Source organism: Methylobacterium sp. C33D, from assembly GCF_053345825.1.
Genome location: NZ_JBKFAV010000024.1, coordinates 40841 through 63060, shown reverse-complemented (window position 1 = coordinate 63060; position 22220 = coordinate 40841). Strand labels below are relative to the sequence as shown.

Genomic DNA, 22220 nt, shown 5'->3' with positions numbered 1-22220 from the left:
ACGACCATCGGGCGCCGCGCCGAGAAGAGCGCCGCGCCCGGGACAGGCTTCGGGAGATCGTGAGGCTGCGCCGGGTCGCTACCACATGTCGAGGGCGACGCGGGCCTCGTCCGACATGCGGCTCTGATCCCACGGCGGATCGAACACCATCGTCACCGCGCAGGACTGCACCCCCGGCACCGCCGACACGGCGTTCTCGACCCAGCCCGGCATCTCGCCCGCCACCGGGCAGCCGGGCGCGGTGAGAGTCATGTCGATCGCGACGTTCCGATCGTCGCCGATGTCGACCTTGTAGATCAGGCCGAGCTCGTAGATGTCGGCCGGGATCTCGGGATCGTAGACCGTCTTCAGCGCCGCGACGATGTCGTCGGTCAGGCGATCGAGCTCCGCCTGCGGGATCGTCGAGTCGCCGGCGACGTCGGGGGCGTTCTTGCCGCCCGTGATGGTGGCGTCGGTGCTCATCGCTTCACTCTCCCCGGGCCCGCGCGGGCGGGACCAGCCTCATCCCAGTATCAGGTGAACAGCATTTCTGCTCTGCCGAGCGCCTCGGCAAGGGCATCGATCTCGGCGGTCGTGTTGTAAAGCCCGAACGAGGCGCGGCAGGTCGAGGTGACGCCGAAGCGGTTGAGCAGCGGCATCGCGCAGTGGGTCCCGGCCCGAACCGCCACGCCCTGCCGGTCGATCACCGTGGCGATGTCGTGGGCATGCGCGCCCTTCATCTCGAAGGCGATCACGCCGCCCTTGCCCGGCGCGGTGCCGATCAGGCGCAGGGCATTCATCGCGCCGAGGCGCTCCTGTGCGTAGGCCGTGAGCTTCGCCTCGTGGGCTGCGATCGCGTCGCGCCCGAGATTCATCATGTACTCGAGCGCGGCGCCGAGACCGATGGCCTCGACGATGGCCGGGGTGCCGGCCTCGAACCGGTGGGGCGGATCGTTGTAGGTGATCGCGTCCTCGCTCACCGTCCGGATCATCTCGCCGCCGCCCTGGTAGGGCGGCAGGCGCTCCAGCCATTCCTTCTTGCCGTAGAGCACGCCGATCCCTGTGGGCCCGTAGACCTTGTGGCCGGTGAAGACGAAGAAGTCGCAATCGAGCGCCCGGACGTCGACGGGCTGGTGCACCGCGCTCTGCGCACCGTCGAGCAGGACCGGCACGCCGTGGGCGTGGGCGATCCGGACGATCTCGGCGGCGGGCGTCACCGTGCCGAGCACGTTCGACATGTGGGTGATCGCCACCATCTTGGTCCGCGGCGAGAACAGCTTCTCGTAGTCCTCGACCAGGAAATTGCCCTGGTCGTCCACCGGCGCCCACTTGATCACGGCGCCGCGGCGCTCGCGCAGGAAGTGCCACGGCACGATGTTGGAGTGGTGCTCCATGATCGAGAGGATGATCTCGTCCCCCTCCCCGATCAGGCCGGCCCAGCCCATCGACGAGGCGACGAGGTTGTAGGCCTCGGTGGCGTTGCGGGTGAAGATGATCTCGTCCGTCGAGGCGGCGTTGAGGAACTGGCGCGTGGTCTCGCGGGCGCCCTCGAAGCCTTCAGTCGCGGCGTTCGCCATGTAGTGCAGGCCGCGGTGGACGTTCGCGTAGCCGGTCTCCATGCACGAGACCATCGCGTCGATCACCTGCCGGGGCTTCTGTGCCGAGGCGGCGTTGTCGAGGTAGACGAGCGGCTTGCCGTAGACCTGCTGGCCGAGGATCGGGAAATCCTTGCGGATCGCCGCGACGTCGTAGGTGGGGGTGAGGACGGGTGCGTTCATCGCTTCTCACTCACGGGACGCCCTCCTTGCGGAAGGACGGAGTCCCCTCCCCCTGGCGGGGAGGGGCTAGGGGTGGGGGTGGTGCAGGATCGAGCGTTCCGGTGCCGACTGCACCACCCCCACCTCCGGCTCCTCCCCGCAAGGGGGAGGAGGGTGCGTCGCGCTAGCCGCGCGCCTTCAGCCACGCCTCGATCTCGCAAATCAACGCATCGCGGGCGCCCTCGTGCGTGACCGTTTCCACGGCTTCGCCCACGAAGGCCTGGACGAGCAGGCTCTCGGCGGTCGCGCGCGGCAGGCCGCGGGCCATCAGGTAGAACAGCAGGTCCTCGTCCGGCGCGCCGCAGGTGGCCCCGTGGCCGCAGGCGACGTCGTCGGCGAAGATCTCCAACTCCGGCTTGTTCATCATCTGCCCCTCGTCGGTGAGGAGGAGGCAGTCGGACTTCATCTTGCCGTCCGTCTGCTGGGCGGCCTGACGGACGATGATCTTGCCCTGGAACACGCCGGTGGCGTCGCCGTCGATGATCCACTTGAACTGCTCGCGGCCGACGCCGCCGACAGCGGCGTGATCGGCGAGCAGCGTCGAGTCGGCGAGCTGGCCTTTGCGCAGCATGGCGGCGCCGTTGACGACGACGTTCGTGTCCTCGCCCGCGACGTGGACGAAGATCTGGTGACGCGACAGCACCGCTCCGGTCACGAGGTTGACGGTCTCGACCTGACCCTCGGCCTCGACCTTCAGCGACAGCGTCGAGAGCGCGATGGCGGCGTCGCCCTGCTTGTTCAGGCGGGTGTGCCGGAAGGCGGCCTTGGGGCCGACCACCACGTCGAGGGCGTCGTTCGGCTGGCAGGTGAGCCCGTCCGGACCCTCGTGGCTCTCCAGCAGGCCGAATTCTGCGCCCTCGCCGATCTGGACGAGCACGCGGGTGGCCGTCGAGAACGGCGTGGCGCCGGCGCCGACGAAGCGCAGGTGCAGCGGCCGCGCCGGCTTCGCGCCGGGCGCCACCGTGATCAGCGCGCCGTCCGCCAGGAAGGCGGTGTTGAGCTGGTAGACCGGGTTCTCCCGGGCCTGCGCCACGGGGGCGAGCTGCTTCAGGTCGACATGCGCCTTCGTCAGCGCCTCGGACATCGGGACGACCGTGACGCCCTCGGGGATCCGGTCGAGATCCGACAGCTCGCGGACGAGATGGCCGTTCACGAAGGTCAGGCGCGCGGCCTCGATGCCGGAGAAGCCCTTGGCCCCTGCGACGGCCGCCCGGGCGGCGTCGAGGCTCGGCGCCTCGGCCGGGGGCGCGGCCTCGGTGATGGCGGCGCGCAGGTCCGTGTACTTGAAGGCCTCGACCCGCCGGCTCGGCAGGCCGGTCGCCTCGAAGAAGCGGAAGGCCTCCTCGCGAGCGATCGCCTTCTCGCTGGCGAAGCTCTGGCGGGCCGACTCGAACAGCTTCGACAGGCCGGCCTCGGCGGGGGAGCGGAGGTTCGTGACGTCGGCCATGGCTCAGGCCGCCTCCCCGGTACGGTACTCGGCGTAGCCCGAGGCCTCGAGCTCCAGGGCGAGCTCCTTCCCGCCGGTCTTCACGATCTGACCCTTCGACATGACGTGCACGGTGTCGGGCACGATGTGGTTGAGCAGGCGCTGGTAGTGGGTGATCACCAAGAACGAGCGGCCCTGGTCCCGCAGCGCGTTCACGCCCTCGGAGACGATGCGCAGCGCGTCGATGTCGAGGCCGGAATCGGTCTCGTCGAGCACGCAGAACTTCGGCTGCAGCAGCGCCATCTGGAGGATCTCCATGCGCTTCTTCTCGCCGCCGGAGAAGCCGACATTGAGCGCGCGCTTGAGCATCTCCTTGTTGATCTCGAGCTTGTCCGCCGCGCCGTTCACCGCCCGGATGAAGTCCGGAGTCGAGAGCTCGGCCTCGCCGCGCGCCTTGCGCTGCGCGTTCAGGCAGGCCTTGAGGAAGGTCATGGTGCCGACGCCGGGGATCTCCAGCGGGTACTGGAAGGCCAGGAAGATGCCGGCCGCGGCGCGCTCGTCGGCGGCCATCTCGAGCACGTTCTGCCCGTCGAGCAGGATCTCGCCGTCGAGGACCTCGTAGTCCTCCTTGCCGGCGATGACGTAGGAGAGCGTCGACTTGCCCGAGCCGTTCGGGCCCATGATCGCCGCGACCTCGCCGTCGTTCACGGTCAGGTTGAGGCCGTTCAGGATGCGGTTGTCCTCGATCTGCACGACGAGGTTCTTGATTTCCAGCATGTCAGTCCAAGTCCTTCAAAACCATTCGTCCCGCATCGCCCGCAGGAAGGCGGCGCTCCCGGCCGGGTAGCCGGAGAGGTCGCCGATCACCGCGTCGATGCCGCACCGGGGACAGAGGGCGGTGCCGTCATCGGCGATCCAGCCCACGATCTCGTCCGGCGCGAAAACCGCGAGGCAGAAGAAGCATCCGCACAGGACGCTGCTCCTGACCTCGTCGGCGTGCCGCGCGCTGTGCCGATGGGCCGCGCGCAGCACGCCGTCGTCGTAGCCGCCCAGGCGGTCAGCCCACCGAGCCTTCCAGGCTGATCGAGATCAGCTTCTGGGCCTCGACGGCGAACTCCATGGGCAGCTGCTGCAGCACGTCCCGGACGAAGCCGTTGACGATGAGCGCGGTCGCCTCCTCCTCGGAGAGGCCGCGCTGCTGGCAGTAGAACTTCTGCTCCTCGGAGATCTTCGAGGTGGTCGCCTCGTGCTCGAAGACGGCCGAGGCGTTCTTCGACTCGATGTACGGCACGGTGTGCGCGCCGCACTGGTCGCCGATCAGCAGGGAGTCGCAGTTCGTGAAGTTGCGCGCGCCCTTCGCCTTCCGGTGCGCCGAGACGAGGCCCCGATAGGTGTTCTGCGACCGGCCGGCCGAGATGCCCTTCGAGATGATCCGGCTCGTCGTGTTCTTGCCGAGATGGATCATCTTGGTGCCGGAATCGACCTGCTGCATGCCGTTCGACACCGCGATCGAGTAGAACTCGCCGCGGGAATCGTCGCCGCGCAGGATGCAGGACGGGTACTTCCAGGTGATCGCCGAGCCGGTCTCGACCTGCGTCCACGAGATCTTCGAGCGGGCGCCGCGGCAATCGCCGCGCTTCGTCACGAAGTTGTAGATGCCGCCCTTGCCCTCGTTGTCGCCCGGGTACCAGTTCTGAACGGTCGAGTACTTGATCTCGGCGTCATCCAGGGCGACCAGCTCGACCACGGCGGCGTGCAGCTGGTTGTCGTCGCGCTTCGGGGCGGTGCAGCCCTCCAGATACGAGACGTAGGACCCCTTGTCGGCGATGATCAGCGTGCGCTCGAACTGGCCGGTGTCGCGCTCGTTGATGCGGAAATAGGTCGACAGCTCCATCGGGCAGCGGACGCCCGGCGGGATGTAGACGAACGACCCGTCGGAGAAGACGGCCGAGTTCAGCGTCGCGAAGAAGTTGTCGGTCGCCGGCACGACCGAGCCGAGGTACTTCTGCACCAGCTCGGGATATTCCTGCACGGCCTCGGAGATCGGCATGAAGATCACGCCGGCCTTCGACAGTTCCTTCTTGAAGGTGGTGGCCACCGAGACCGAGTCGAACACGGCGTCGACCGCGACGCGGCGCTCGGGGGCGATACCCTCCAGCACCTCGACCTCGCGCAGCGGGATGCCGAGCTTCTCGTAGGTCTTCAGGATCTCGGGATCGATCTCGTCGAGCGACATCGCCGCCGGGCGCTTGGGCGCCGCGTAGTAATAGATGTCGTTGTAGTCGACCTTGTCGTAGGCGACGCGGGCCCACTCCGGCTCCTTCATGGTCAGCCAGCGCCGATAGGCGTCGAGGCGCCACTCCAGCAGCCACGCGGGCTCGTTCTTCTTGGCCGAGATGAAGCGGACGACGTCCTCGGAGATGCCCTTCTCGGACTTCTCCATCTCGATCGTGGTCTCGAACCCGTACTTGTACTGGTCGAGGTCGATCGAGCGGACCCGGTCGATGGTTTCCTGCACAGCAGGCATCAGCGTCTCCTAGGCATCTCCGGCGTCAAGGGCCGGGAAGCGTCTGTCGGAAAGCGGGGGTGCGGCGCTCAGGCCGCCTGGCCTCGCCGTCTATATAGGGTCTCCACGACCCGTTCGAAGGCGTCGAGGAAGCATGCCACCTCCTCGTCCACCGTGTTCCAGCCGAGGCTGACCCGCAGCGCCCCCCCGGCGAGCGCGGGAGCGACACCCATCGCGGCGAGGGTCGCCGAGCGCGCGACCTTGCCCGAGGAGCAGGCCGAGCCCGACGACACCGCCACGCCGGCGAGGTCGAGGGCGATCAGGGCCGAGGGCGCGTCAAGGCCCGGGACCGAGAAGCTCAGGGTGTTGGGAAGGCGCGGCGCCCCGGCGGCGAACACCACCGCGTCGGGCGCCATGGCCCGCACGCCGGCCTCGATCCGGTCGCGCAGCCCAGCCAGACGCGCGGCCTCGCCGTCGAGTGCCTCGCGGGCGATCCGGGCGGCCTCGCCCATGCCGACGATCGCCGGCAGGCACTCGGTGCCGCAGCGCTGCCGCCGCTCCTGGCCGCCGCCGCGGAGGAAGGCGGTCTCCAGGGTGACGCCCTCGGCCAGCACGAGCGCGCCGACGCCCTTGGCCGCGGCGAACTTGTGGCCCGACAGCGTCAGCGCGTCGAGGCCGAGCGCCGCCATGTCGAGGGGGATCTTGCCGGCGGCCTGGACCGCGTCGCTGTGGACCAGGGTCCGGCCATGTGCCCGCGCCAGGCCGACGATCTCGGCCAGGGGCTGCACCGCGCCCGTCTCGTTGTTGGCGGCATGGACCGAGAGGAGCAGGGTCTCACCGTGGAGGGCGGCGAGGCGCGCCTCCAGGGCGGCGAGATCGACCACGCCGTCGGCCGTCACGGGCACTTCCTCGACGGACGCGTCCGGGAACCGGTGACCGGCCGCGACGCAGGGATGCTCCGTGGCGGAGTGGAGGAGCCGCGTCGGTGCCGCCGCGCCGCGGCGGCGGAGGGATCCCGACAGGACGGCGTTGGCCGCCTCGGTCCCGCCGCTGGTGAAGACAACCTGCGCGGGCCGGGCGTTCACGAGAGCCGCCACCTGGGTGCGGGCCGCTTCCAGGGCAGCCCGGGCCGCCCTGCCCTCCGCGTGGATCGAGGACGGGTTCCCCGGGAGCGTGAGCGCGCGCGCGACAGCGTCCGCGACGGCCGGGCGGACCGGGGCGGTGGCGTTGTAGTCGAGATAGGCGCGTGCCCGGCTCATCCGCGTTCCGTTAAGCCCTCTGCTGCGACGCGTCACAATTCCTTGCCCGCGCGCCGGCTCGCCGTGCTAAGGCGCGCCGAGAAAATGAGATCCCGCCGACCCGGCACGGTCGGCGTGGCAGCCAACGCGGTGCTTCGAACGGCTTGATTAGAATAGTTCTAATCGCCTAGAACTGTTCTAAGACTGCTTTTATGGGGCGCGCGCGACGAGTCAAGGCTGCTGCGCCGCCGCGCCGATCGCCCGGCGGGCGATCTCCGGAGCGAGAGACGAGCGATGCCCGAAGTGATCTTCACCGGCCCGGCCGGCCGCCTGGAAGGCCGTTACCAAGCCCCCAAGAAGCGCGGCGCGCCGATCGCCATCATCCTGCACCCGCACCCCCAGTTCGGGGGCACGATGAACAATCAGATTGTGTACAACCTTTTCTACACCTTCGCCAACCGCGGCTTCGCGGCCCTGCGCTTCAACTTCCGCGGGGTCGGGCGCAGCCAGGGGGCGTTCGACCACGGGTCGGGCGAGCTGTCGGACGCCGCGGCCGCCCTCGACTGGGTGCAGTCGGTCAACCCCGAGGCGAAGTCCTGCTGGATCGCGGGCGTGTCTTTCGGCTCGTGGATCGGCATGCAACTCCTGATGCGCCGCCCCGAGATCGAGGGTTTCATCTCGATCGCCGCGATGGCGAACCGCTACGACTTCACCTTCCTGGCCCCCTGCCCGTCTTCCGGCCTGTTCGTGCACGGCTCCGAGGATCGGGTAGCGCCCGCCCGCGAGGTCATGCCGGTGATCGAGAAGGTGAAGACCCAGAAGGGCGTCATCATCGAGCACCAGATGGTCGACGGCGCGAACCATTTCTTCGACGGCAAGGTCGAGGAACTGACCCAGACGGTCGACACCTACCTCGACAAGCGCCTCGGCAAGCGCGAGGAGGCCGCCTGACGGATCCGGCCCCGCGCCTTGACGGGGGGAGCCCCGGAGGAATAGGGCGCGGGTTTCGGAATTGAGACGCACCTTCGCAGGTCTGATGTCAGATAGCCCGTCCGACCAACCCGTCGTTCTCCTGGTGGAAGATGATGGCCTCCTGCTGATGGAGGCCTCGGATACCCTTGCGGATGCGGGCTTCACCGTCGTCGAGGCGTCGCACGCCGACAAGGCGCTGAAGGTCCTGGAGAACCGCGACGACGTCGGCGTCCTGATGACCGACGTCGACATGCCGCAGGGGTCGATGGACGGCTTCGCCCTGGCCCGCCTCGTCGCGCATCGCTGGCCGTCGATACCCGTGCTGGTGGTGTCGGGCATGGGCACGCCCGGCCCCAACGACATGCCGGAGGGCGCCCGGTTCATCCCGAAGCCCTACGAGCCGACCACCCTGGTCCGGACCCTGCAGGCCTTCATCCGCCGCGCGGCTTGACGCACGGATCCGCTCGGGCTGACTCCCGGTCCGGGCCCCGAACACCCGACCGAGAGTTATGACGGACCAGAACCGACCGCACCGCTTCGCGACCCGTGCCATCCACGCCGGCGCGGCGCCGGATCCCGCCACGGGCGCGCGGGTCCAGCCGATCTACTTCACCAACGGCTTCGTCTTCGACTCGACCGAGCAGGCCGCCGACATCTTCGCCGGTCGCCGGACCGGCTTCTCGTACTCGCGCGGATCCAACCCGACGGTCGCCGCGCTGGAGCGCCGGATCGCCGACCTGGAGGGCGCGAGGGCCGGGGTGGCGGTGTCCTCCGGACAGTCGGCCATGCAGCTGATTCTCATGACGCTGCTGAAGAGCGGCGACGCCTACGTCGCGTCCCCGCGCCTGTTCGGCGGGTCGCTGGGCCTGATGCGCCGGCTCGACGGGCGCTACGACCTGAAGCCGCGCTTCGCGCGCGGCTTGGCCCCGGAGGATTTTGAGGCGGCGATCACGCCGGACTGCCGGGCCATCTTCTGCGAATCGATCGTGAACCCCTGCGCGTCGGTGGTGGATCTCGACGGGATCGCCGCGGTGGCCCGCCGCCACAACCTGCCGCTCGTCGTCGACAACACCCTGGCCTCGCCGGCCCTGATCCGGCCGATCGAGCACGGCGCCGACATCGTCTGGCACTCCACCTCGAAGTTCCTGAGCGGCTCCGGCCAGACCATCGGCGGCGTGATCTGCGACGCCGGCCGCTTCGAGTGGGCGAAGGCCGGCGGCTACAACCTGATCACCGAGCCCTGGCCGGACTACGACGGGCTGGTGCTCACCGAGGCCTTCCCGGAGACTCCGTTCGCGGCGGCCTGCCGGTTCTTCGGCCTGCGCGACCTCGGGCCCGGCCTGTCGCCGATGAACGCGTTCCTGACGCTCACGGGGATCGAAACCCTGCCGCTGCGCATGGAGCGGCACTGCGCCAATGCCCGGGCGGTGGCGGCTTTCCTGAAGGATCACCCGGCGGTGGCGTGGGTGAGCTACCCGATGCTGCCGGGCCAGCCCGGCGAGGACCTCGCCCGCCGCTACGCCCCGGCCGGGCCGGGCTCGATCTTCACCTTCGCGCTGAAGGGCGGCGAGCCGGCGGCGCTGCAGTTCATCGCCGGGCTGGAGCTGATCTCGCATCTGGTCAACATCGGCGAGATCAAATCGCTGGCGATCCACCCGTCCTCGACCACGCACCGGCAGCTGCCGGAGCACGAGAAGGCCGCCGCTCAGGTGGGGCCGGAGACCGTGCGGCTGTCGATCGGGCTGGAGAACGAGGCCGACCTGATCGCCGATCTCCGGCAGGCGCTGGATCGCCTCTAGGCATCATCGCGAGCGCAGCGAAGCGACCCAGAGCCGAGCGATCTCGACTATCGTGGCGCCGCTGGATCGCTGCGCGCCGCTCGCGAGGACGGCCGCGACGGGCAGAGAAGGGTCGCGACCGGGATGGCCTCAGCGCCGCCGCTCCAGGATCGAGACGTAGTTGGCCACCGCCGCGCCGCCCATGTTGAAGATCCCGGCGAGCTCCGCCCCGGGCACCTGCATCTCGCCGGCCTCGCCCATGAGCTGGAGGCAGGCCATGACGTGCATGGATACGCCGGTAGCGCCGACGGGATGGCCCTTGGCCTTCAGCCCGCCGGACGGGTTGATCGGCAGCCGGCCGCCCTTCTCGGCGAGCCCCTCGCGCACCACGCGAAACCCCTCGCCCGGCGCGGCGAGGCCCATCGCCTCGTACTCGATCAGCTCGGCGATGGTGAAGCAGTCGTGGGTCTCCACGAAGGAGAGGTCCTCGTTGGCGATCCCGGCCTGGGCCCGCGCCTTCTCCCAGGCCAACCGCGCGCCCTTGAACTCCGCCGGGTCGCGGCGGGACAGGGGCAGGATGTCGTTGACGTGCGCCCGGGCGCGGAAGCCGATCGCCCGCTCCAGGCCCTCGGCAGTCTCGGCATCGGCCACCACCAGGGCCGCCGCCCCGTCCGAGATCAGCGAGCAATCCGTGCGCCGCAGGGGGGCGGCCACGTAGGGGTTCTTCTCCGAGACCCGGTTGCAGAAGTCGAAGCCGAGATCCTTGCGCAGCTGCGCGTAGGGGTTGCCGACGCCGTTGCGGTGGTTCTTGGCGGCGATGCGGGCCAGATCCTCGCTGCGGTCGCCGTAGCGCTGGAAGTAGCCCGCCGCGATCCGCCCGAACACGCCCGCGAAACCGCCCTCGATGTCGGCCTCCTCCTTGCGGTAGGAGGCGCCCAGCAGGATGTCGCCGGTCTCGGCGACGGTCTTGGCCGTCATCTTCTCGGCGCCGATCACCAGGGCCACGCGCCCGCGGCCGCTGTCGACGAAGTCGAGAGCCGCGTAGAGCGCCGCCGACCCGGTGGCGCAGGCGTTCTCCAGGTGGGTCGCCGGCGCGTGGGCGAGGCCCGGCCGGTTCACCGCCACCAGCGAGCCCTCGAAGCCCTGCTTCGAGAAGCCGGTGTTCATCGAGCCCACGTAGATGCCGTCGACCTGCGATTCCTCGACGCCGGCATGGGCCAGCGCCTCCCCCGAGACCCGGGCGATCAACCCCTCGACATCGGGCTCCTCGAGCTTGCCGAAGGGGGTGTGGGCCCAGCCCACGATGCAGGCGCGCGTCATCCGGTGACCTCCCGTGTGTGGCCCGGACGATGGGCCCGCCGCGGCCGGCGATCAAGACAGGGCGCGAGTTCTTCGACGCGGCGGACTCTTCCGGACGGGGGCCGCCCGGGCCCCGCTCAGCGCAGGTGGAAGGCGACCCACGCGACGCCGACGAGCACCAGCGCGGTCAGCAGCCCGCGGGCGAGCGCGCGGCGGCGTCTCACGGCGCGAACAGCTCCGGATGGCGCGCGCGGAGCGCCAGGACCAGGGTGAGCGTCTTCAGGTCGGTGAGCGCGGCGCTGTCGGCGCGGTCGGCGAGCTCGGCCAGCGGCATCTCGACCACCCGGATGTTCTCGTGCTCGCCCTCGACCCCGCCGCCCGCCTCGACGCGATCCGTCGGGCCGTACGGCGCGAGGTAGAGGTGGATCTTCTCGGTGGACAGACTGGCGCAGGAATAGGTCGCACCGACGAATTCGAGCGCCCGCAGGCGCAGGCCCACCTCCTCCAGCGCCTCCCGGCGGACATTCTCCTCCGGACTGCCGGCGTCGATCAGGCCGGCCGGGGCCTCCAGCTGGACCTGCTCGCCCGTCGCGAACAGCGGCGGCACGCGCAACTCGCGCACGAGCGTCGCGACCTTCCGCTCCGGATCGTAGGGCAGGATTCCGACCGAGTCGCCGTGATCCTCGATCGCGCGCTCGACGATTGTGCCGTCGGCGAGGCGCACCCGCGCGATCCCGAAGCGGCTCCAGCCCTCGTGGACGAAGCGGATAGTGAGGATCTCAGCTCTCATGCGCGCGCCCACCCTTCATCGCCCTACACGGAAGCGTGTCCCCGGGTTCCGGGAACGCCGACACATGCGGCCACGTTTGGTCGGACATGCGCATGGTCACGCTTCCGCGGGGCGCGCCGGTCAGGATCGATGCGGGCAGGATCGACGCAGGCAGGACCGATCGGCGGGATCCGGAAGCGTTCGCGGCGGGACGGTGCCGCGATCTGGGTCGTGCTCGCCGTCACCTACATGGTCTTCGCCGGCTCCCTGAGTGTGAACGAGGGGATGGCCGCGGTCGGCTGCGCCAGTATCGGCACGCTCTGGTGGTGGGGCGTCGGACGGCGCGGCGGGCTGCGCTTCCGCTTCGACCGTGAGGCGCTCCGCCCGCTCGGTCCGGCCATCCTCGCCGCGCCGCGCCGGACCGCCCGCGTCGGGCTGCACCTCCTGCGCGCGATCCTCGGGCGCACCGGCGGTGGCGCGAGCCGCGAGCGGAGCGCCGCCGCGATCGCCTGGGCCACGCCGGACGGTGAGACGGCGCCGGCCGCGCGGGCGGTCGGGCTGCTGGCGGCGTCGCTCGCGCCCGACAGCTACGTGCTCACCCTCGACCGCGCGCACGGAACCGTGGTCACGCACGGTCTGGAGGAGGCGCGATGAGCCTCTGGACGGTCGCCATCCTGGCGCTGCTGCCGCCGCTCGCCGTGGCCGCGGCGCTGGCGTGGCGCGGCCGGCCCGGCCAGCGCTTCGCAGCCTACCAGCTAGCCGGCAGCGTCACGGTCCTGATCCTGACGCTCATGGCCTTCGCCACCGACCAGGCGTCGATCACCGATCTCGCCCTCACCCTGGTCCTGCTGAACCTGCCCGGCACCATGCTGCTCGCGGTCTTCCTGGAGCGTTGGATATGAGCGTCGCGATCGGCTCGGTCCTTGCCCTCGCCGTGGCATGCGCGTGGCTCGCGGCCCTCGCCCTCTGGCGTCTCCCCCGGGCGCTCGACCGGATGCACGCTCTCGCGTTCCTGAACGTCGCGGCCGCGATCCTCGTCACGGTGGCGGCCTTCCTGGCCGACGGCGTCTCCGGGCGCTCGCTCAAGATCCTGGTGATGATGGTGGTGTTCCTCGCCTGGGCGGCGGTGCTGTCGCACGTCTCGGGCCGGGCCGTGCTGATGCGCGAGGGCCGCTCGGCATGACGGTCATCCTGCCGCTGCTCTTCCTCTTCACTGCGATCTCCGGCTCCGCCGTCGTCTTGGTCCGCGACCCCGCCCGGCAGGTCTTCGCCATCGCGGTCAACGGGCTCGTCCTGGCGATCCTGTTCGACGCCCTCCAGGCCCCCGACGTCGCGCTCTCGGAGCTGGCGGTGGGTTCGGCGGCGGTGCCGCTCCTCTTCCTCGTGGCCCTGATGGCCGTGCGGACCCAGCCGCCCGAGGAGAAATCGTGAGTCCGCGCGCCCGCGTCGCGCTCCTGGCCCTCGCGGGCCTCGTCCTCCTCCCCTGCGCGGCCGCGGTGATCGCCGGCCTGCCGCCCTTCGGATCGACGATCGCCCAGTACGGCGCGCGCATCAACGCGATCGTCCCGGAGGCCCGGCACGTCGCCAACATGGTGAGTGCCATCAACTTCGACCTGCGCGGCCTCGACACCCTCGGCGAGGAGTTCATGCTGCTCGCCGCCATCACCGGGACGGTGGTGCTCCTGCGCGGGCGGCGTGGCGAGGGCAACTCCGAGCGCGCCATGCGCAGGCCCGGCCGCGCCGTGATCCCGCGCTCCGAGGCCGTCGTGCTCGCCTGCCGGGTCGCCGGCCCGCTCACCGCGCTGTTCGGCCTCTACGTCGTGCTGCACGCGACCGTCACGCCGGGCGGCGGCTTCCAGGGCGGCGTCATCCTCGCCTCCGGGACCCTGCTGATCTACCTCGGCGAGGGCTATGCCGGCTGGCGCGACGCCATCCGCAGCCACTGGCTCGACGCCCTGGAGGGCGGCGGCGCGCTGCTCTTCGCCCTGTGCGGGCTCGCCCCGATGCTGACCGGCGCCGCCTTCATGCAGAACATCCTGCCGCTCGGCACCTTTCGCGACCTCTTCTCGGGCGGCCTGATGCTCATCGAGAATCTCGGCGTCGCCCTGGCGGTGACGGGCGGCTTCACGCAGCTCTTCCTGGAATTCATGGAGGAGACCCGCGAGGCCGACGCGCCCGACGAGCCGGGGGAGGAATCCGCGTGAGTGCGGTCACCAGTGTTCTGCCCTACGCGGTCGCCGCGTGGCTGTTCGGGATCGGCCTCTACGGCATCGCCACGAGCCGCAACTTCATCCACCTCGTGGGCTGCCTCGGCGTGTGCCAGTCGGCGACCTACGTGCTCCTGCTCGGCCTCGGCTATCGCTGGGGCAGCATCGCGCCGATCTTCTACGACCATCCGCCGGGAACACCCGCCGTGGACCCGGTCATGCAGGCGCTGGTGCTCACCGACATCGTGGTCGGCGCGACGCTCACCGCCCTCCTCCTCGTCCTGACCATCCAGGCCTACAAGCGCGGCGGCAGCCTGGACCCGGAGAAGCTCCGGCCGATGCGCGCGGGAGGCCGGTCCGGGCGCGACGCCGGAACCAGCCGCGCGCGCGACGCAGGGCGGAGCGCCCCGTGACCGTCATCCCGGCCGCCCTCCTGCCCCTGCCCGTCGCCATCCCGCTCGTGGTCTGCGCCGCGATGCTGGCCACCGCCCACGTCCTGCCCGGCCGCCTCCCCGACATCCTGGCGACGCTGGCGGCGCTCACCGTCGCGGTGCTGTGCGGCATCATCGCCAGCCACGCCGCCGACGGGCCGCTGGTCTACTGGTTCGGCGGCTGGGAGCCGCGCGACGGCGTCCATCTCGGCATCGGCTTCTCGGTGGACGAGGCCAGCGGCTGGGTCGCGGCCTTCATCGGTCTGCTCTACGCCCTGACCTTCGTGTTCGCCTGGGGCTTCTTCGACCGCACCCACGGCCACTTCCACATCCTGATGCTGCTGTTCCTGGCCGCCATGGTCGGGTTCTGCTTCACCCGCGACATGTTCAACCTGTTCGTGTGGTTCGAGGTGATGAGCGTCGCGGCCTTCGCGCTGACGGCCTACCACTTGGCGGAATCGTCGCTGGCGGGCGCCATCAACTTCACGGTTGTGAACAGCCTCGCGGGCTTCCTGATGCTCGGCGGCATCGGCCTGATCTACGCCCAGACCGGCACGCTCGACTTCGAGGGCATCGCGGCCGCGGTGGCGCGGGGCGGCCGGGATCCGGTCGTGGCCGGGGCGTTCTGCCTCGTGGCGGCCGCCCTGATGATCAAGGGCGCGATCGTGCCGTTCCAGTTCTGGCTCGCCGACGCCCACGCGGTGGCGCCGAGCCCGGTCTCGGTGATCTTCTCCGGGTCGATGGTCTCGCTCGGCCTGTTCGGCCTGGCCAAGGTCAGCGCCGTCGTCTTCGGCGGCTCCGATCAGGTTCAGCACGCCCTGCCGGGGCTGCTCATCGGCCTGGGCAGCTTCACCGCCCTCCTGGGCGGCTGGATGGCGCTGCTGCAGCGGCACCTCAAGCGGATGCTCGCCTTCTCGACCATCTCGCATGCCGGGATCATGCTCACCGGCCTCGGCGCCCTCTCGGTCGACGGGACCGGCGGGATGCTCGTCTACGTGGTGGGCCACGGGCTGGTGAAGGGCGCCCTGTTCATGATCGCCGGCATCCTGCTCGCCACCCAGGCCAGCATCGACGAGATCGCCCTGCGCGGCCTCGGGCGGGCGATCTGGCCGGCCGGAATCGCCATGGCCCTCGCCGGGCTGCTGCTCTGCGGCCTGCCCCTCGGCGTGCTCGACCAGGGCACGCGCCTCGTCCAGGGCGCGCTGGCGCAGCGGGGGCACGGGATCGCGCTGGCGGCCGGCGCCGTCGGCGCGGCGCTGACCGGGGCCGCGGTGCTGCGGGCCGCGGGCCGGATCTTCCTCGGGCTCGGGCCCGATCCCGGCGACGAGGCCGGCGCTCCGAGCGAGGATGAGCGCGAGAAGGCCAACCGGCCGCTCTGGCTGATGCTGGCGCCGTGCTGTCTCCTCCTCGCCCTCGAGCTCGGGCTGCCGGCGGGCCTGATCGAGCACGCCCTCCCGCGGGCGGCGGCGGCCTTCATGCACCGGCCGGCCGCGCACGCGCTGGCGGAGGGACCGGGCTGGCTCCCCTGGGGCTCGGTCGCGGCCGCCCTGGCCGGTGCGGGCTACGGCCTGTTCCGGAGGCACCTGCCGGCGCTGGTGGTCCGGCCGGTCAGCGCCTCGCAATCGGCGCCGACCCGCGCGCTGGAGGTGCTCCACAGTGGTCTGATCGGCGATTACGGCGCTTGGCTCGCGGTCGGCGTGGCGGCGATCGCGGCCGTGCTGGCCATGGCATGAGGGTGCCGCGCGACCTCGAAATGGGGCTCCGCGACCTCGTACCGGCACGGTCCGTCGGACGGAGGTCCGGCCGCGCCGAGGCTCTCCGCAGGAGGATCGCGTCGTCGAGGGCAGCGGTGCCGCAGAGAGATGCGCATCCCCGACCCCCTCATTGCGGACACGGGGGTATGAACGTCGCTGTTTGACGGCGCCGCTCGCCGGTCTGGAAAGAGCCGCGCTGCGAGGGGGGAAACCGGCATCTGCCGACCAAGTGGACCGGATCGCGACGCAGCGCCGTCTATCCGCTGACTCCGTGCTGGCCGGATCGGCCATGCGCCTCACGGATCGGGCGCTGCCGCCGTACAGCGCTCCGCCGGAAGCGACAGGATCGTGGCGGCCGATGACGATCGATCCGGGTTCGGGTTGCGCGTGATCGAGGACGCCTCGCGCGTGTGGGGCGTCCAGATCCGGAACGCGCTCGGGCGATCGAAGCGGGAACCGCTGGGCAAGGTCGGGCTGCGGCCGCTGACCGGCCGGCGCCGCGACGACGTCGCCGACGTGACTCGGTCGGCACTGAACCGCGCCGGCGCGGTGCTTCCGCGACCGGACGCGCGGTGCCTGTCCTGTGCCTCATCTCGAACAGGGGATCGGCGGGATGATCTCGGGCGACGTGCGCTATCAGACTGTCTGCGGCGACAGGCGCGATAGTCTCGGCGCGAGACAGAGAGTTGAGCGCCCTGACATGCCCCATGAGAGACGTGCCCGCCCGCGTATCGAGACGGATCTGACCGGACGCATCGTGCCGAATTTCGGCCGTGCGGTGGGCTGCAGGGTCCTGGATCGATCGCCGGGCGGAGCGCAGCTTCGCGTGAACAGCGTCTTCGGTCTTCCCGAGACGTTCATGCTGGAGATCCCGCAGACCGCGGAGCGCATCAACGCGCGCGTCGTCTGGCGCTCGGCAGGCAATCTCGGCGTGGTGCTCAGCGCGAACGGGGGCGGCGATCCTGGACAGGCGTAAGGCCGCCACGAAGGTCGCGGTCTTCCAATGGCCGCGCATCGCGGGCGACCGCAGCCGCTCGCCGCGCGGTGAACGCCCGGGCCATGTTGAACCACGCCTCGCTGAGCCCTCACGTCCGATCGCTTCTGCTCGGCGACGCGCGCTGTCCTATTTGAACGTGCGATCGCGCGCGTCGAGAAAGCTTTTCAGCTGCCCAGCCCGACCGCCCGATCGTGCTCGGCCCGCAGCCAGACGCCGATCTCGTCCCAGGATCTGTCGCCCCTCGCGTCGACCGGGCCCCGCAGGAACGCCTCGTGCGGATCGATCTCCGCGTGCGGAGAGGCTGGAGATAATCCGGGCGCCGTACCGGTTCGCCGCGGTCAACGCGGTGTTGGTCGGTGCCATCTGGAGCCGCGCGGGCCCAGGCCTTCGCGAATACCCTCGACGGTCGAGCGGCCGGCTCATCCACAAGCCTCAGGCAGCGGGCCGTATGGAACCGCTGACAATGGGTTAATTTAACCTGAATGGGAAATGCGTAGGGCCGTCAGTATGAGCTTTACTGTTGTGAAGGGCAGCGACGACCACACGCTCGAGGATGCGGTCCGTCGGGGGGTCGCCGACGGGTTGGCCCGGTTGCTGGGCGTACCCAGGCATCCTGACCGCGTCCAAGCACTGCTCGACGCGGGCGCACGGACCCAGAGCGACGGCTCTGTGCCACCTGCCCGAGACCCGGCGGGATCGAATCAGAACGCCTGATGGGCCGACGCCTGCGCTCGAAGACAGCGGCGTCAGAGAGCGCAACGCCTCTCGGTCGCGCCCTGCAGCCAGCCCGATCGCGGCCGATCTGCATCACAGGCGTGGTCCTGGGCGCCATGGCGAGAGCCTACGCACCGCGAGCCCGCACCGTCGGCCGCTCCGCATCGGCCGAGTAGGTTCGAGCCGTGCCCTTCTGCGCACGCTTCGCGGCATAGAGTGCCGCATCAGCGTGGCGCAGAAGCAGGTCCCGATCTTGTCTGGCTTCTCGGGACCACGCGAGGCCAACCGTGCCTGTCACGCGCGTGATCTGCTCCTGCGCGGATACGACGATCTCGAGGTCGTGCAAGAGGCACTTCACCATCGCCTTCAGGCGCTCACCATCGCACGCGGCCGGTGCCAGGATCGCGAACTCGTCGCCGCCCAGCCGCGCCGGAAGGCACCCGGCGTAGCGGGGTGCGCGCAACCGCTCGGCCACGCGACGCAGAACGTCGTCGCCGGCCGCGTGTCCGAGGCGATCGTTCACGCCCTTGAAGCCGTCGAGGTCGATCACGAGGACGGCCACGTCGATGTCCGAAGCCCGCGCTTCCCGCAGCCGCGCGTCGAGAACCCGGTGAAACTCGGCTCGGTTGGCCAGTTGCGTCAGGTCATCGGTGCGGGCCTGCCGGCGAAGGCGCTCCTCCAAGCCGTGCCGTTCGGTGATATCCTGGATCAGACCGATGAGGGCGACGGGCTTACCCCTGGCCAACTCGATCTCGCAGGAGCAGCGAACGCGTCGGGCGTTGCCCTTGGCTGTCACGAAGGCGGCATCCATCTCGAAGGGCTCGCCGGTATCCAGCACGCGCATGACCGCGACGCGAAAGAGGGCGCGATCGGGCTCGGGGAAGAAATTCATGATCTCGCCAGTCGGTACACCGCCGCTGACGGGCAGCTCATGGATGGCGAACACCCCGTCCGACCAGGAGGTGGACTGGCGCTCGATGTCGTAGCGGTACGATCCCATGTCGGCCATGCGCTCCGCCTGCTTGAACTGGCGTCGCTCACGCTCCAGGCCTTCGACGGCGACCCGGCGCTCTTCGGCAGTCTCGGCTGCCCGCAGGGCTCCGGCGCGAGCCTCGATCAGGGCTTCCGCGAGGCAGGCCAGCTCCGCGAGCACCTCCAGGTCGGTCGCCGTCGGCTCGCGGGGCTGTTCATCGAGGACGCACAGCGTACCGATCGTGATCTTGTCGCCGTCTGCCTGCCGGACGCGTACCGGCACGCCCGCGTAGTAGCGGATGTGCGGCGCACTCGTGACGAAGGGGCTGTCCGCGAAGCGATGGTCGCGCTTGGCATCCGCCACAATCAGCGGAGCCTCAGTCTCGAACACGACGGGGCAGAACGCCTGGGCACGCGGTGTCTCGGCCGCCAGCGGGCCGCATCGCGCCTTGAACCACTGGCGCTCTGGGTCGATCAGAGTGATCGAGGACATGCCAGTGCCGAGCATGCGTTGTGCGAGCTTGGCGAGGACGTCGAACTCGCGCTCGGGCGGCGTGTCGAGGAGAGCGATCTCGCTCAGCGCCTGTTGGCGACGTGCCTCGCGCTGCGAGCTCGACATCTTCCCCTGCAGCACGACGTGTCCCCGCTGAAGCCATCAGGCTGCCTCGGTGGTACGACGAGAGAGTTTAATCGAGCGTGTGATGGCCTGATGTCTGTTCGTGCCTGAGCGTGCCGGTGGCTCCCCGGGATCGACTGCGGAAGGAGCCGCGGTCACCGTCTCGCGCCCTCGAACGATCCGACAGCCTCCCGGCGAGGTCCATCCCCCGCTGCTGGCGCTGCCGGATCCGGGCAGCAGCTTCACGGCCTACCCGGCGCTACAACCATGCCCGGGACACAGGCAGGTCCAAAGTCGCCATCGCGACCAGCCTCCGCGGTTTCCCATTCCCGCCCACACCCGAGGCTGCGCTCTGAGGGGTTGCGCCCGGTGCTCGATCTCGACGCCTCGATACAACCGCGAAGGTACTTGTAGTCCGTGCAGCTCGACGCGCCGGAATGTAACTCCGACGACACGGTAGGGGCGCTTTAAGATCCGACAACCTATGTTGTTGCCTCGGTTCCGAGAGTATGAGGCGCGATGCCGTTTGCCCGCCAGAAGCTCGTTCGCGCCCCCTCGCCGCGCCTCCTGATCGCGGCCGGCGTGGCCGTGACCGTCGTGCTGTGCGGATGCGCGGGCCTGGCCGTCGCGGGACTGCGCAAGACGGCTTGGCAGCAGGCCAATATCGGCGCCGAGACATTGCTGGACAGTCTGACGCGTACGTTGACGCGCGATTTCGAACTCTACGACCTGTCGCTGCAAGCCGTGGCGGATCGTCTGCGCGACCCGATCCTCGAGGGCGTTTCGCCACAAGTTCGGCACCTCGCCCTGTTCGACCGAGCGGCGACGGCCTCAGGGTACGGGGCAATCTTCGTCCTCGACGCGCAGGGCGACGCGTTCATCGACTCCGGCTCCCTGGTACCGCGTCGGCTGAACGGTGCCGATCGCGTCTATTTCCAGGTCCAGCGCGGCCGAGACGCCGGCCTGTATGTCGGTCGACCATGGCGCACGCGCGTCAGCGGTCGTGAGATGATCCCATTGAGTCGGCGTTTCGCCTACGCGGACGGTACGTTTGCCGGCGTCGTCGTCGGGGCGATCGAACTCGCGTATTTCGAGGCGGTGTTCGCTCGTCTCAATCGCAATCTCAACCTCAAGATCACCGTATTGTTCGATGACAGCCAATCGAACGGAGACGGGCAGGTGCCCGTCCAATACCCGGCCGCCGATCCTCTCGATAGGCAGACGCTCGCGGCGATCGCGAAGGCCGAACATATCAGCCTCATCGCGCCCCTCGCGGGTGCGGAAGCCCTGCACCTGGCTCATCGAGTGGGGACGCTCCCGATGCACGTCGTCGTGTCGGTTCCGCTCAGCACGATCGCTTCGGCGTGGCACGCCCGAGCAACAGCGATCGTCTTGATTGTCGGCACACTCGCTCTGGCGCTGCTGTGCCTTCTCCAACTGCTGCGCAGCGAGTTGCAGCGGAGGGCGGCCGCGGAGGCAGAACTCGCGGCCCTCGCGCTGACGGACGCGTTGACGGGTATCCCCAATCGCCGCCACTTCGATCAGAGGCTCGCTGAGCTGGAGCGTGCCACATCACGTGCGCGGTTCGCGCTCGCGCTGATCGATGTGGATCGCTTCAAGGCTTTCAACGACCATTCCGGCCATCCGGCCGGGGACCGCGTGTTGAAAGCCGTCGGTGCGGAGCTGGAGCTGTGTGCAGCGGCCGCCGGCGGGATCGCCTTCCGGGTAGGGGGAGAAGAATTCGCGATCGTCTTGGTCGGGGTCGACAAGGCCCGCGCGCTGGAGGTCGCTCGCTGTTGCCGGCGCTCGATCGCAGCTCTGGCGCTGCCTCATGAGCTGAGTCCCCTCGGCATCGTGACAGTGAGTGTGGGGCTTCTGTATGCCGACCGCCAGTTCGTCGCGACGCAGGCGGAGTGGCTGAGCCTCGCGGACGCTGCGCTCTACGAGGCGAAGCGCGGCGGGCGCGATCAGGTCCGCATGATCGAGATCATCGATGGCAGAGCAGACCATTCCGGCCCCTCAACCAAAGTGATGGAACCCGAAGAACTCAGCGCTGCCTGACCGACCATCATCAGGCTCCGCGCCCCTCGGCAGGTGGGCTGCTTCCGACTTCACGGAAACCCGATCCGGCCGCGATGGTGACGCCGGAGGTGATTCATGCCGCGTCGTAGGCTCGGCGATGCAGGCCAGCATGACGGCGCAACGCGTCACGGATGCGCTCGTCATGGCGATCTGGCGCCGAGGCGAGCCGGATGCTTTGCTGCATCACGCGGATCACGGTTCGCGAGATACGAGTGAGGCATGCCAGCGCCTGATGGCCATGCACGGTCTGACCTGTCCGTTGAGCCGGTCGCGCAACGTGTGGGACTACGCGGCGATCGAGAGAGGCTTCTCGTCACTGAAGACCGAGCGCACAACCCGGTGGACGTACCGCTTCCGGGACGAAGCCCGCCGGACGTTTTCGATCACATCGAGCGCTTCCTCGACCCGGTGCGGCGGCACTCAACACTGGGCTATCTCAGCCCTGTCGAGTTCGAAAACTGAGCCCCATGAGTTCAGAATGGTACCCGCCGAACAGGCAGCAGGCCGGCCGAACAATGCTGACGCGCTTCCTGAGAAAGGAGGGAATTGTATGGTGCCGCAAGAGGGATTCGAACCCCCGACCCCCTCATTACGAATGAGGTGCTCTACCAGCTGAGCTATTGCGGCCCTGGCCCCGACAGGACCGTCAGCGACGCGCGGTGA

22 protein-coding genes, 1 tRNA gene and 2 pseudogenes are annotated in these 22220 nt (G+C 69.7%); 13 read left to right on the top strand and 12 right to left on the bottom strand.

The window, feature by feature from the left end; genetic code table 11:
* Positions 1-78: 78 nt before the first annotated feature.
* The 7 genes from ACLBXO_RS19625 to ACLBXO_RS19595 form a co-directional block, all read right to left on the bottom strand.
* Entirely contained in the window at positions 79-462 is a 384-nt protein-coding gene (locus ACLBXO_RS19625; protein WP_331290046.1) for an SUF system Fe-S cluster assembly protein, read from the bottom strand.
* A 50-nt stretch (positions 463-512) separates the two neighbouring features.
* Positions 513-1757: a cysteine desulfurase gene (locus ACLBXO_RS19620; protein ID WP_447686393.1), complete on the bottom strand. Its 1245-nt coding sequence runs from the start codon at positions 1755-1757 to the stop codon at positions 513-515.
* Positions 1758-1920: 163 nt separating this feature from the next.
* Positions 1921-3243 carry a SufB/SufD family protein gene (locus ACLBXO_RS19615; protein ID WP_331315086.1) on the bottom strand — a complete coding sequence of 441 codons (1323 nt, stop codon included), beginning with the start codon at positions 3241-3243 and terminating at the stop codon, positions 1921-1923.
* Positions 3244-3246: 3 nt separating this feature from the next.
* Positions 3247-3999, bottom strand: coding sequence for a Fe-S cluster assembly ATPase SufC (gene sufC / locus ACLBXO_RS19610; RefSeq protein WP_020093412.1), 753 nt, complete (start codon positions 3997-3999; stop codon positions 3247-3249).
* 15 nt (positions 4000-4014) lie between these two features.
* Entirely contained in the window at positions 4015-4254 is a 240-nt protein-coding gene (locus ACLBXO_RS19605; RefSeq protein ID WP_447686392.1) for a cytoplasmic protein, read from the bottom strand.
* A 25-nt stretch (positions 4255-4279) separates the two neighbouring features.
* Positions 4280-5749 carry a Fe-S cluster assembly protein SufB gene (sufB, locus tag ACLBXO_RS19600; RefSeq protein ID WP_331315090.1) on the bottom strand — a complete coding sequence of 490 codons (1470 nt, stop codon included), beginning with the start codon at positions 5747-5749 and terminating at the stop codon, positions 4280-4282.
* Between the two features lie 68 nt (positions 5750-5817).
* Positions 5818-6987 (bottom strand): cysteine desulfurase family protein, encoded by a 1170-nt coding sequence (locus tag ACLBXO_RS19595; RefSeq protein ID WP_447686391.1) that lies wholly within the window; start codon positions 6985-6987, stop codon positions 5818-5820.
* Between the two features lie 273 nt (positions 6988-7260).
* On the opposite strand from ACLBXO_RS19595, the gene ACLBXO_RS19590 reads away from it, so the two are divergent.
* From ACLBXO_RS19590 to ACLBXO_RS19580, 3 genes are all read left to right on the top strand, one after another.
* On the top strand, positions 7261-7917 hold the full coding sequence (locus ACLBXO_RS19590; protein WP_243908665.1) for an alpha/beta hydrolase: 657 nt from the start codon (positions 7261-7263) through the stop codon (positions 7915-7917).
* Between the two features lie 85 nt (positions 7918-8002).
* Complete coding sequence (locus tag ACLBXO_RS19585) at positions 8003-8389, top strand: response regulator (RefSeq protein WP_331315092.1); 387 nt, start codon at positions 8003-8005, stop codon at positions 8387-8389.
* A gap of 58 nt (positions 8390-8447) precedes the next feature.
* Positions 8448-9737 carry an O-acetylhomoserine aminocarboxypropyltransferase/cysteine synthase family protein gene (locus tag ACLBXO_RS19580; protein WP_447686390.1) on the top strand — a complete coding sequence of 430 codons (1290 nt, stop codon included), beginning with the start codon at positions 8448-8450 and terminating at the stop codon, positions 9735-9737.
* A 129-nt stretch (positions 9738-9866) separates the two neighbouring features.
* Here ACLBXO_RS19580 and ACLBXO_RS19575 read toward each other — a convergent pair whose 3' ends face one another.
* Entirely contained in the window at positions 9867-11036 is a 1170-nt protein-coding gene (locus ACLBXO_RS19575) for an acetyl-CoA acetyltransferase (RefSeq protein ID WP_331315094.1), read from the bottom strand.
* A 199-nt stretch (positions 11037-11235) separates the two neighbouring features.
* Positions 11236-11805 carry an NUDIX hydrolase gene (locus tag ACLBXO_RS19570; protein ID WP_331315095.1) on the bottom strand — a complete coding sequence of 190 codons (570 nt, stop codon included), beginning with the start codon at positions 11803-11805 and terminating at the stop codon, positions 11236-11238.
* Positions 11806-12015: 210 nt separating this feature from the next.
* On the opposite strand from ACLBXO_RS19570, the gene ACLBXO_RS19565 reads away from it, so the two are divergent.
* From ACLBXO_RS19565 to ACLBXO_RS19530, 8 genes are all read left to right on the top strand, one after another.
* On the top strand, positions 12016-12438 hold the full coding sequence (locus tag ACLBXO_RS19565) for a hypothetical protein (protein WP_447686389.1): 423 nt from the start codon (positions 12016-12018) through the stop codon (positions 12436-12438).
* On the top strand, positions 12435-12686 hold the full coding sequence (locus ACLBXO_RS19560; protein WP_447686388.1) for a monovalent cation/H+ antiporter complex subunit F: 252 nt from the start codon (positions 12435-12437) through the stop codon (positions 12684-12686). Before ACLBXO_RS19565 ends, ACLBXO_RS19560 begins: the two co-directional genes overlap by 4 nt.
* Positions 12683-12967 carry a monovalent cation/H(+) antiporter subunit G gene (locus ACLBXO_RS19555; RefSeq protein WP_331315098.1) on the top strand — a complete coding sequence of 95 codons (285 nt, stop codon included), beginning with the start codon at positions 12683-12685 and terminating at the stop codon, positions 12965-12967. The genes ACLBXO_RS19560 and ACLBXO_RS19555 overlap by 4 nt, the downstream gene beginning before the upstream one ends.
* On the top strand, positions 12964-13215 hold the full coding sequence (locus ACLBXO_RS19550; RefSeq protein ID WP_331315099.1) for a Na(+)/H(+) antiporter subunit B: 252 nt from the start codon (positions 12964-12966) through the stop codon (positions 13213-13215). The genes ACLBXO_RS19555 and ACLBXO_RS19550 overlap by 4 nt, the downstream gene beginning before the upstream one ends.
* Complete coding sequence (locus ACLBXO_RS19545; RefSeq protein ID WP_331315100.1) at positions 13212-13988, top strand: MnhB domain-containing protein; 777 nt, start codon at positions 13212-13214, stop codon at positions 13986-13988. The genes ACLBXO_RS19550 and ACLBXO_RS19545 overlap by 4 nt, the downstream gene beginning before the upstream one ends.
* Complete coding sequence (locus ACLBXO_RS19540) at positions 13985-14404, top strand: sodium:proton antiporter (RefSeq protein WP_331315102.1); 420 nt, start codon at positions 13985-13987, stop codon at positions 14402-14404. The genes ACLBXO_RS19545 and ACLBXO_RS19540 overlap by 4 nt, the downstream gene beginning before the upstream one ends.
* Complete coding sequence (locus ACLBXO_RS19535; protein WP_447686387.1) at positions 14401-16155, top strand: complex I subunit 5 family protein; 1755 nt, start codon at positions 14401-14403, stop codon at positions 16153-16155. The genes ACLBXO_RS19540 and ACLBXO_RS19535 overlap by 4 nt, the downstream gene beginning before the upstream one ends.
* A 634-nt stretch (positions 16156-16789) precedes the next feature.
* A complete protein-coding gene (locus ACLBXO_RS19530) occupies positions 16790-17152 on the top strand; it encodes a PilZ domain-containing protein (RefSeq protein ID WP_447686386.1) in 363 nt (120 codons plus the stop codon).
* Here the strand turns inward: ACLBXO_RS19530 and ACLBXO_RS19525 are convergent.
* Together ACLBXO_RS19525 and ACLBXO_RS19520 are read right to left on the bottom strand one after the other, a co-directional pair.
* Positions 17126-17463: pseudogene (locus ACLBXO_RS19525) on the bottom strand (IS630 family transposase); the annotation flags it as partial. The gene ACLBXO_RS19530 and the pseudogene ACLBXO_RS19525 overlap by 27 nt on opposite strands.
* Positions 17464-18014: 551 nt before the next feature.
* Positions 18015-19478 carry a diguanylate cyclase domain-containing protein gene (locus ACLBXO_RS19520; protein WP_447686412.1) on the bottom strand — a complete coding sequence of 488 codons (1464 nt, stop codon included), beginning with the start codon at positions 19476-19478 and terminating at the stop codon, positions 18015-18017.
* 516 nt (positions 19479-19994) lie between these two features.
* Here ACLBXO_RS19520 and ACLBXO_RS19515 point away from each other — a divergent pair.
* Positions 19995-21536 carry a diguanylate cyclase domain-containing protein gene (locus ACLBXO_RS19515; RefSeq protein ID WP_447686385.1) on the top strand — a complete coding sequence of 514 codons (1542 nt, stop codon included), beginning with the start codon at positions 19995-19997 and terminating at the stop codon, positions 21534-21536.
* Positions 21537-21630: 94 nt separating this feature from the next.
* Positions 21631-22019 (top strand): annotated as a pseudogene (locus ACLBXO_RS19510) (IS3 family transposase); the annotation flags it as partial.
* 89 nt (positions 22020-22108) lie between these two features.
* Here the strand turns inward: ACLBXO_RS19510 and ACLBXO_RS19505 are convergent.
* A tRNA-Thr gene (locus ACLBXO_RS19505) sits at positions 22109-22184 on the bottom strand.
* Positions 22185-22220: the final 36 nt, after the last annotated feature.

Bases quoted from the DNA above. Each gene is read 5' to 3' on its own strand.
- ACLBXO_RS19625 (WP_331290046.1), bottom strand. From the start codon at position 462: ATGAGCACCGACGCCACCATCACGGGCGGCAAGAACGCCCCCGACGTC.
- ACLBXO_RS19620 (WP_447686393.1), bottom strand. From the start codon at position 1,757: ATGAACGCACCCGTCCTCACCCCCACCTACGACGTCGCGGCGATCCGC.
- ACLBXO_RS19615 (WP_331315086.1), bottom strand. From the start codon at position 3,243: ATGGCCGACGTCACGAACCTCCGCTCCCCCGCCGAGGCCGGCCTGTCG.
- sufC (WP_020093412.1), bottom strand. From the start codon at position 3,999: ATGCTGGAAATCAAGAACCTCGTCGTGCAGATCGAGGACAACCGCATC.
- sufB (WP_331315090.1), bottom strand. From the start codon at position 5,749: ATGCCTGCTGTGCAGGAAACCATCGACCGGGTCCGCTCGATCGACCTC.
- ACLBXO_RS19595 (WP_447686391.1), bottom strand. From the start codon at position 6,987: ATGAGCCGGGCACGCGCCTATCTCGACTACAACGCCACCGCCCCGGTC.
- ACLBXO_RS19590 (WP_243908665.1), top strand. From the start codon at position 7,261: ATGCCCGAAGTGATCTTCACCGGCCCGGCCGGCCGCCTGGAAGGCCGT.
- ACLBXO_RS19585 (WP_331315092.1), top strand. From the start codon at position 8,003: ATGTCAGATAGCCCGTCCGACCAACCCGTCGTTCTCCTGGTGGAAGAT.
- ACLBXO_RS19580 (WP_447686390.1), top strand. From the start codon at position 8,448: ATGACGGACCAGAACCGACCGCACCGCTTCGCGACCCGTGCCATCCAC.
- ACLBXO_RS19575 (WP_331315094.1), bottom strand. From the start codon at position 11,036: ATGACGCGCGCCTGCATCGTGGGCTGGGCCCACACCCCCTTCGGCAAG.
- ACLBXO_RS19570 (WP_331315095.1), bottom strand. From the start codon at position 11,805: ATGAGAGCTGAGATCCTCACTATCCGCTTCGTCCACGAGGGCTGGAGC.
- ACLBXO_RS19560 (WP_447686388.1), top strand. From the start codon at position 12,435: ATGAGCCTCTGGACGGTCGCCATCCTGGCGCTGCTGCCGCCGCTCGCC.
- ACLBXO_RS19555 (WP_331315098.1), top strand. From the start codon at position 12,683: ATGAGCGTCGCGATCGGCTCGGTCCTTGCCCTCGCCGTGGCATGCGCG.
- ACLBXO_RS19550 (WP_331315099.1), top strand. From the start codon at position 12,964: ATGACGGTCATCCTGCCGCTGCTCTTCCTCTTCACTGCGATCTCCGGC.
- ACLBXO_RS19530 (WP_447686386.1), top strand. From the start codon at position 16,790: ATGATCTCGGGCGACGTGCGCTATCAGACTGTCTGCGGCGACAGGCGC.
- ACLBXO_RS19520 (WP_447686412.1), bottom strand. From the start codon at position 19,478: ATGTCGAGCTCGCAGCGCGAGGCACGTCGCCAACAGGCGCTGAGCGAG.
- ACLBXO_RS19515 (WP_447686385.1), top strand. From the start codon at position 19,995: ATGCCGTTTGCCCGCCAGAAGCTCGTTCGCGCCCCCTCGCCGCGCCTC.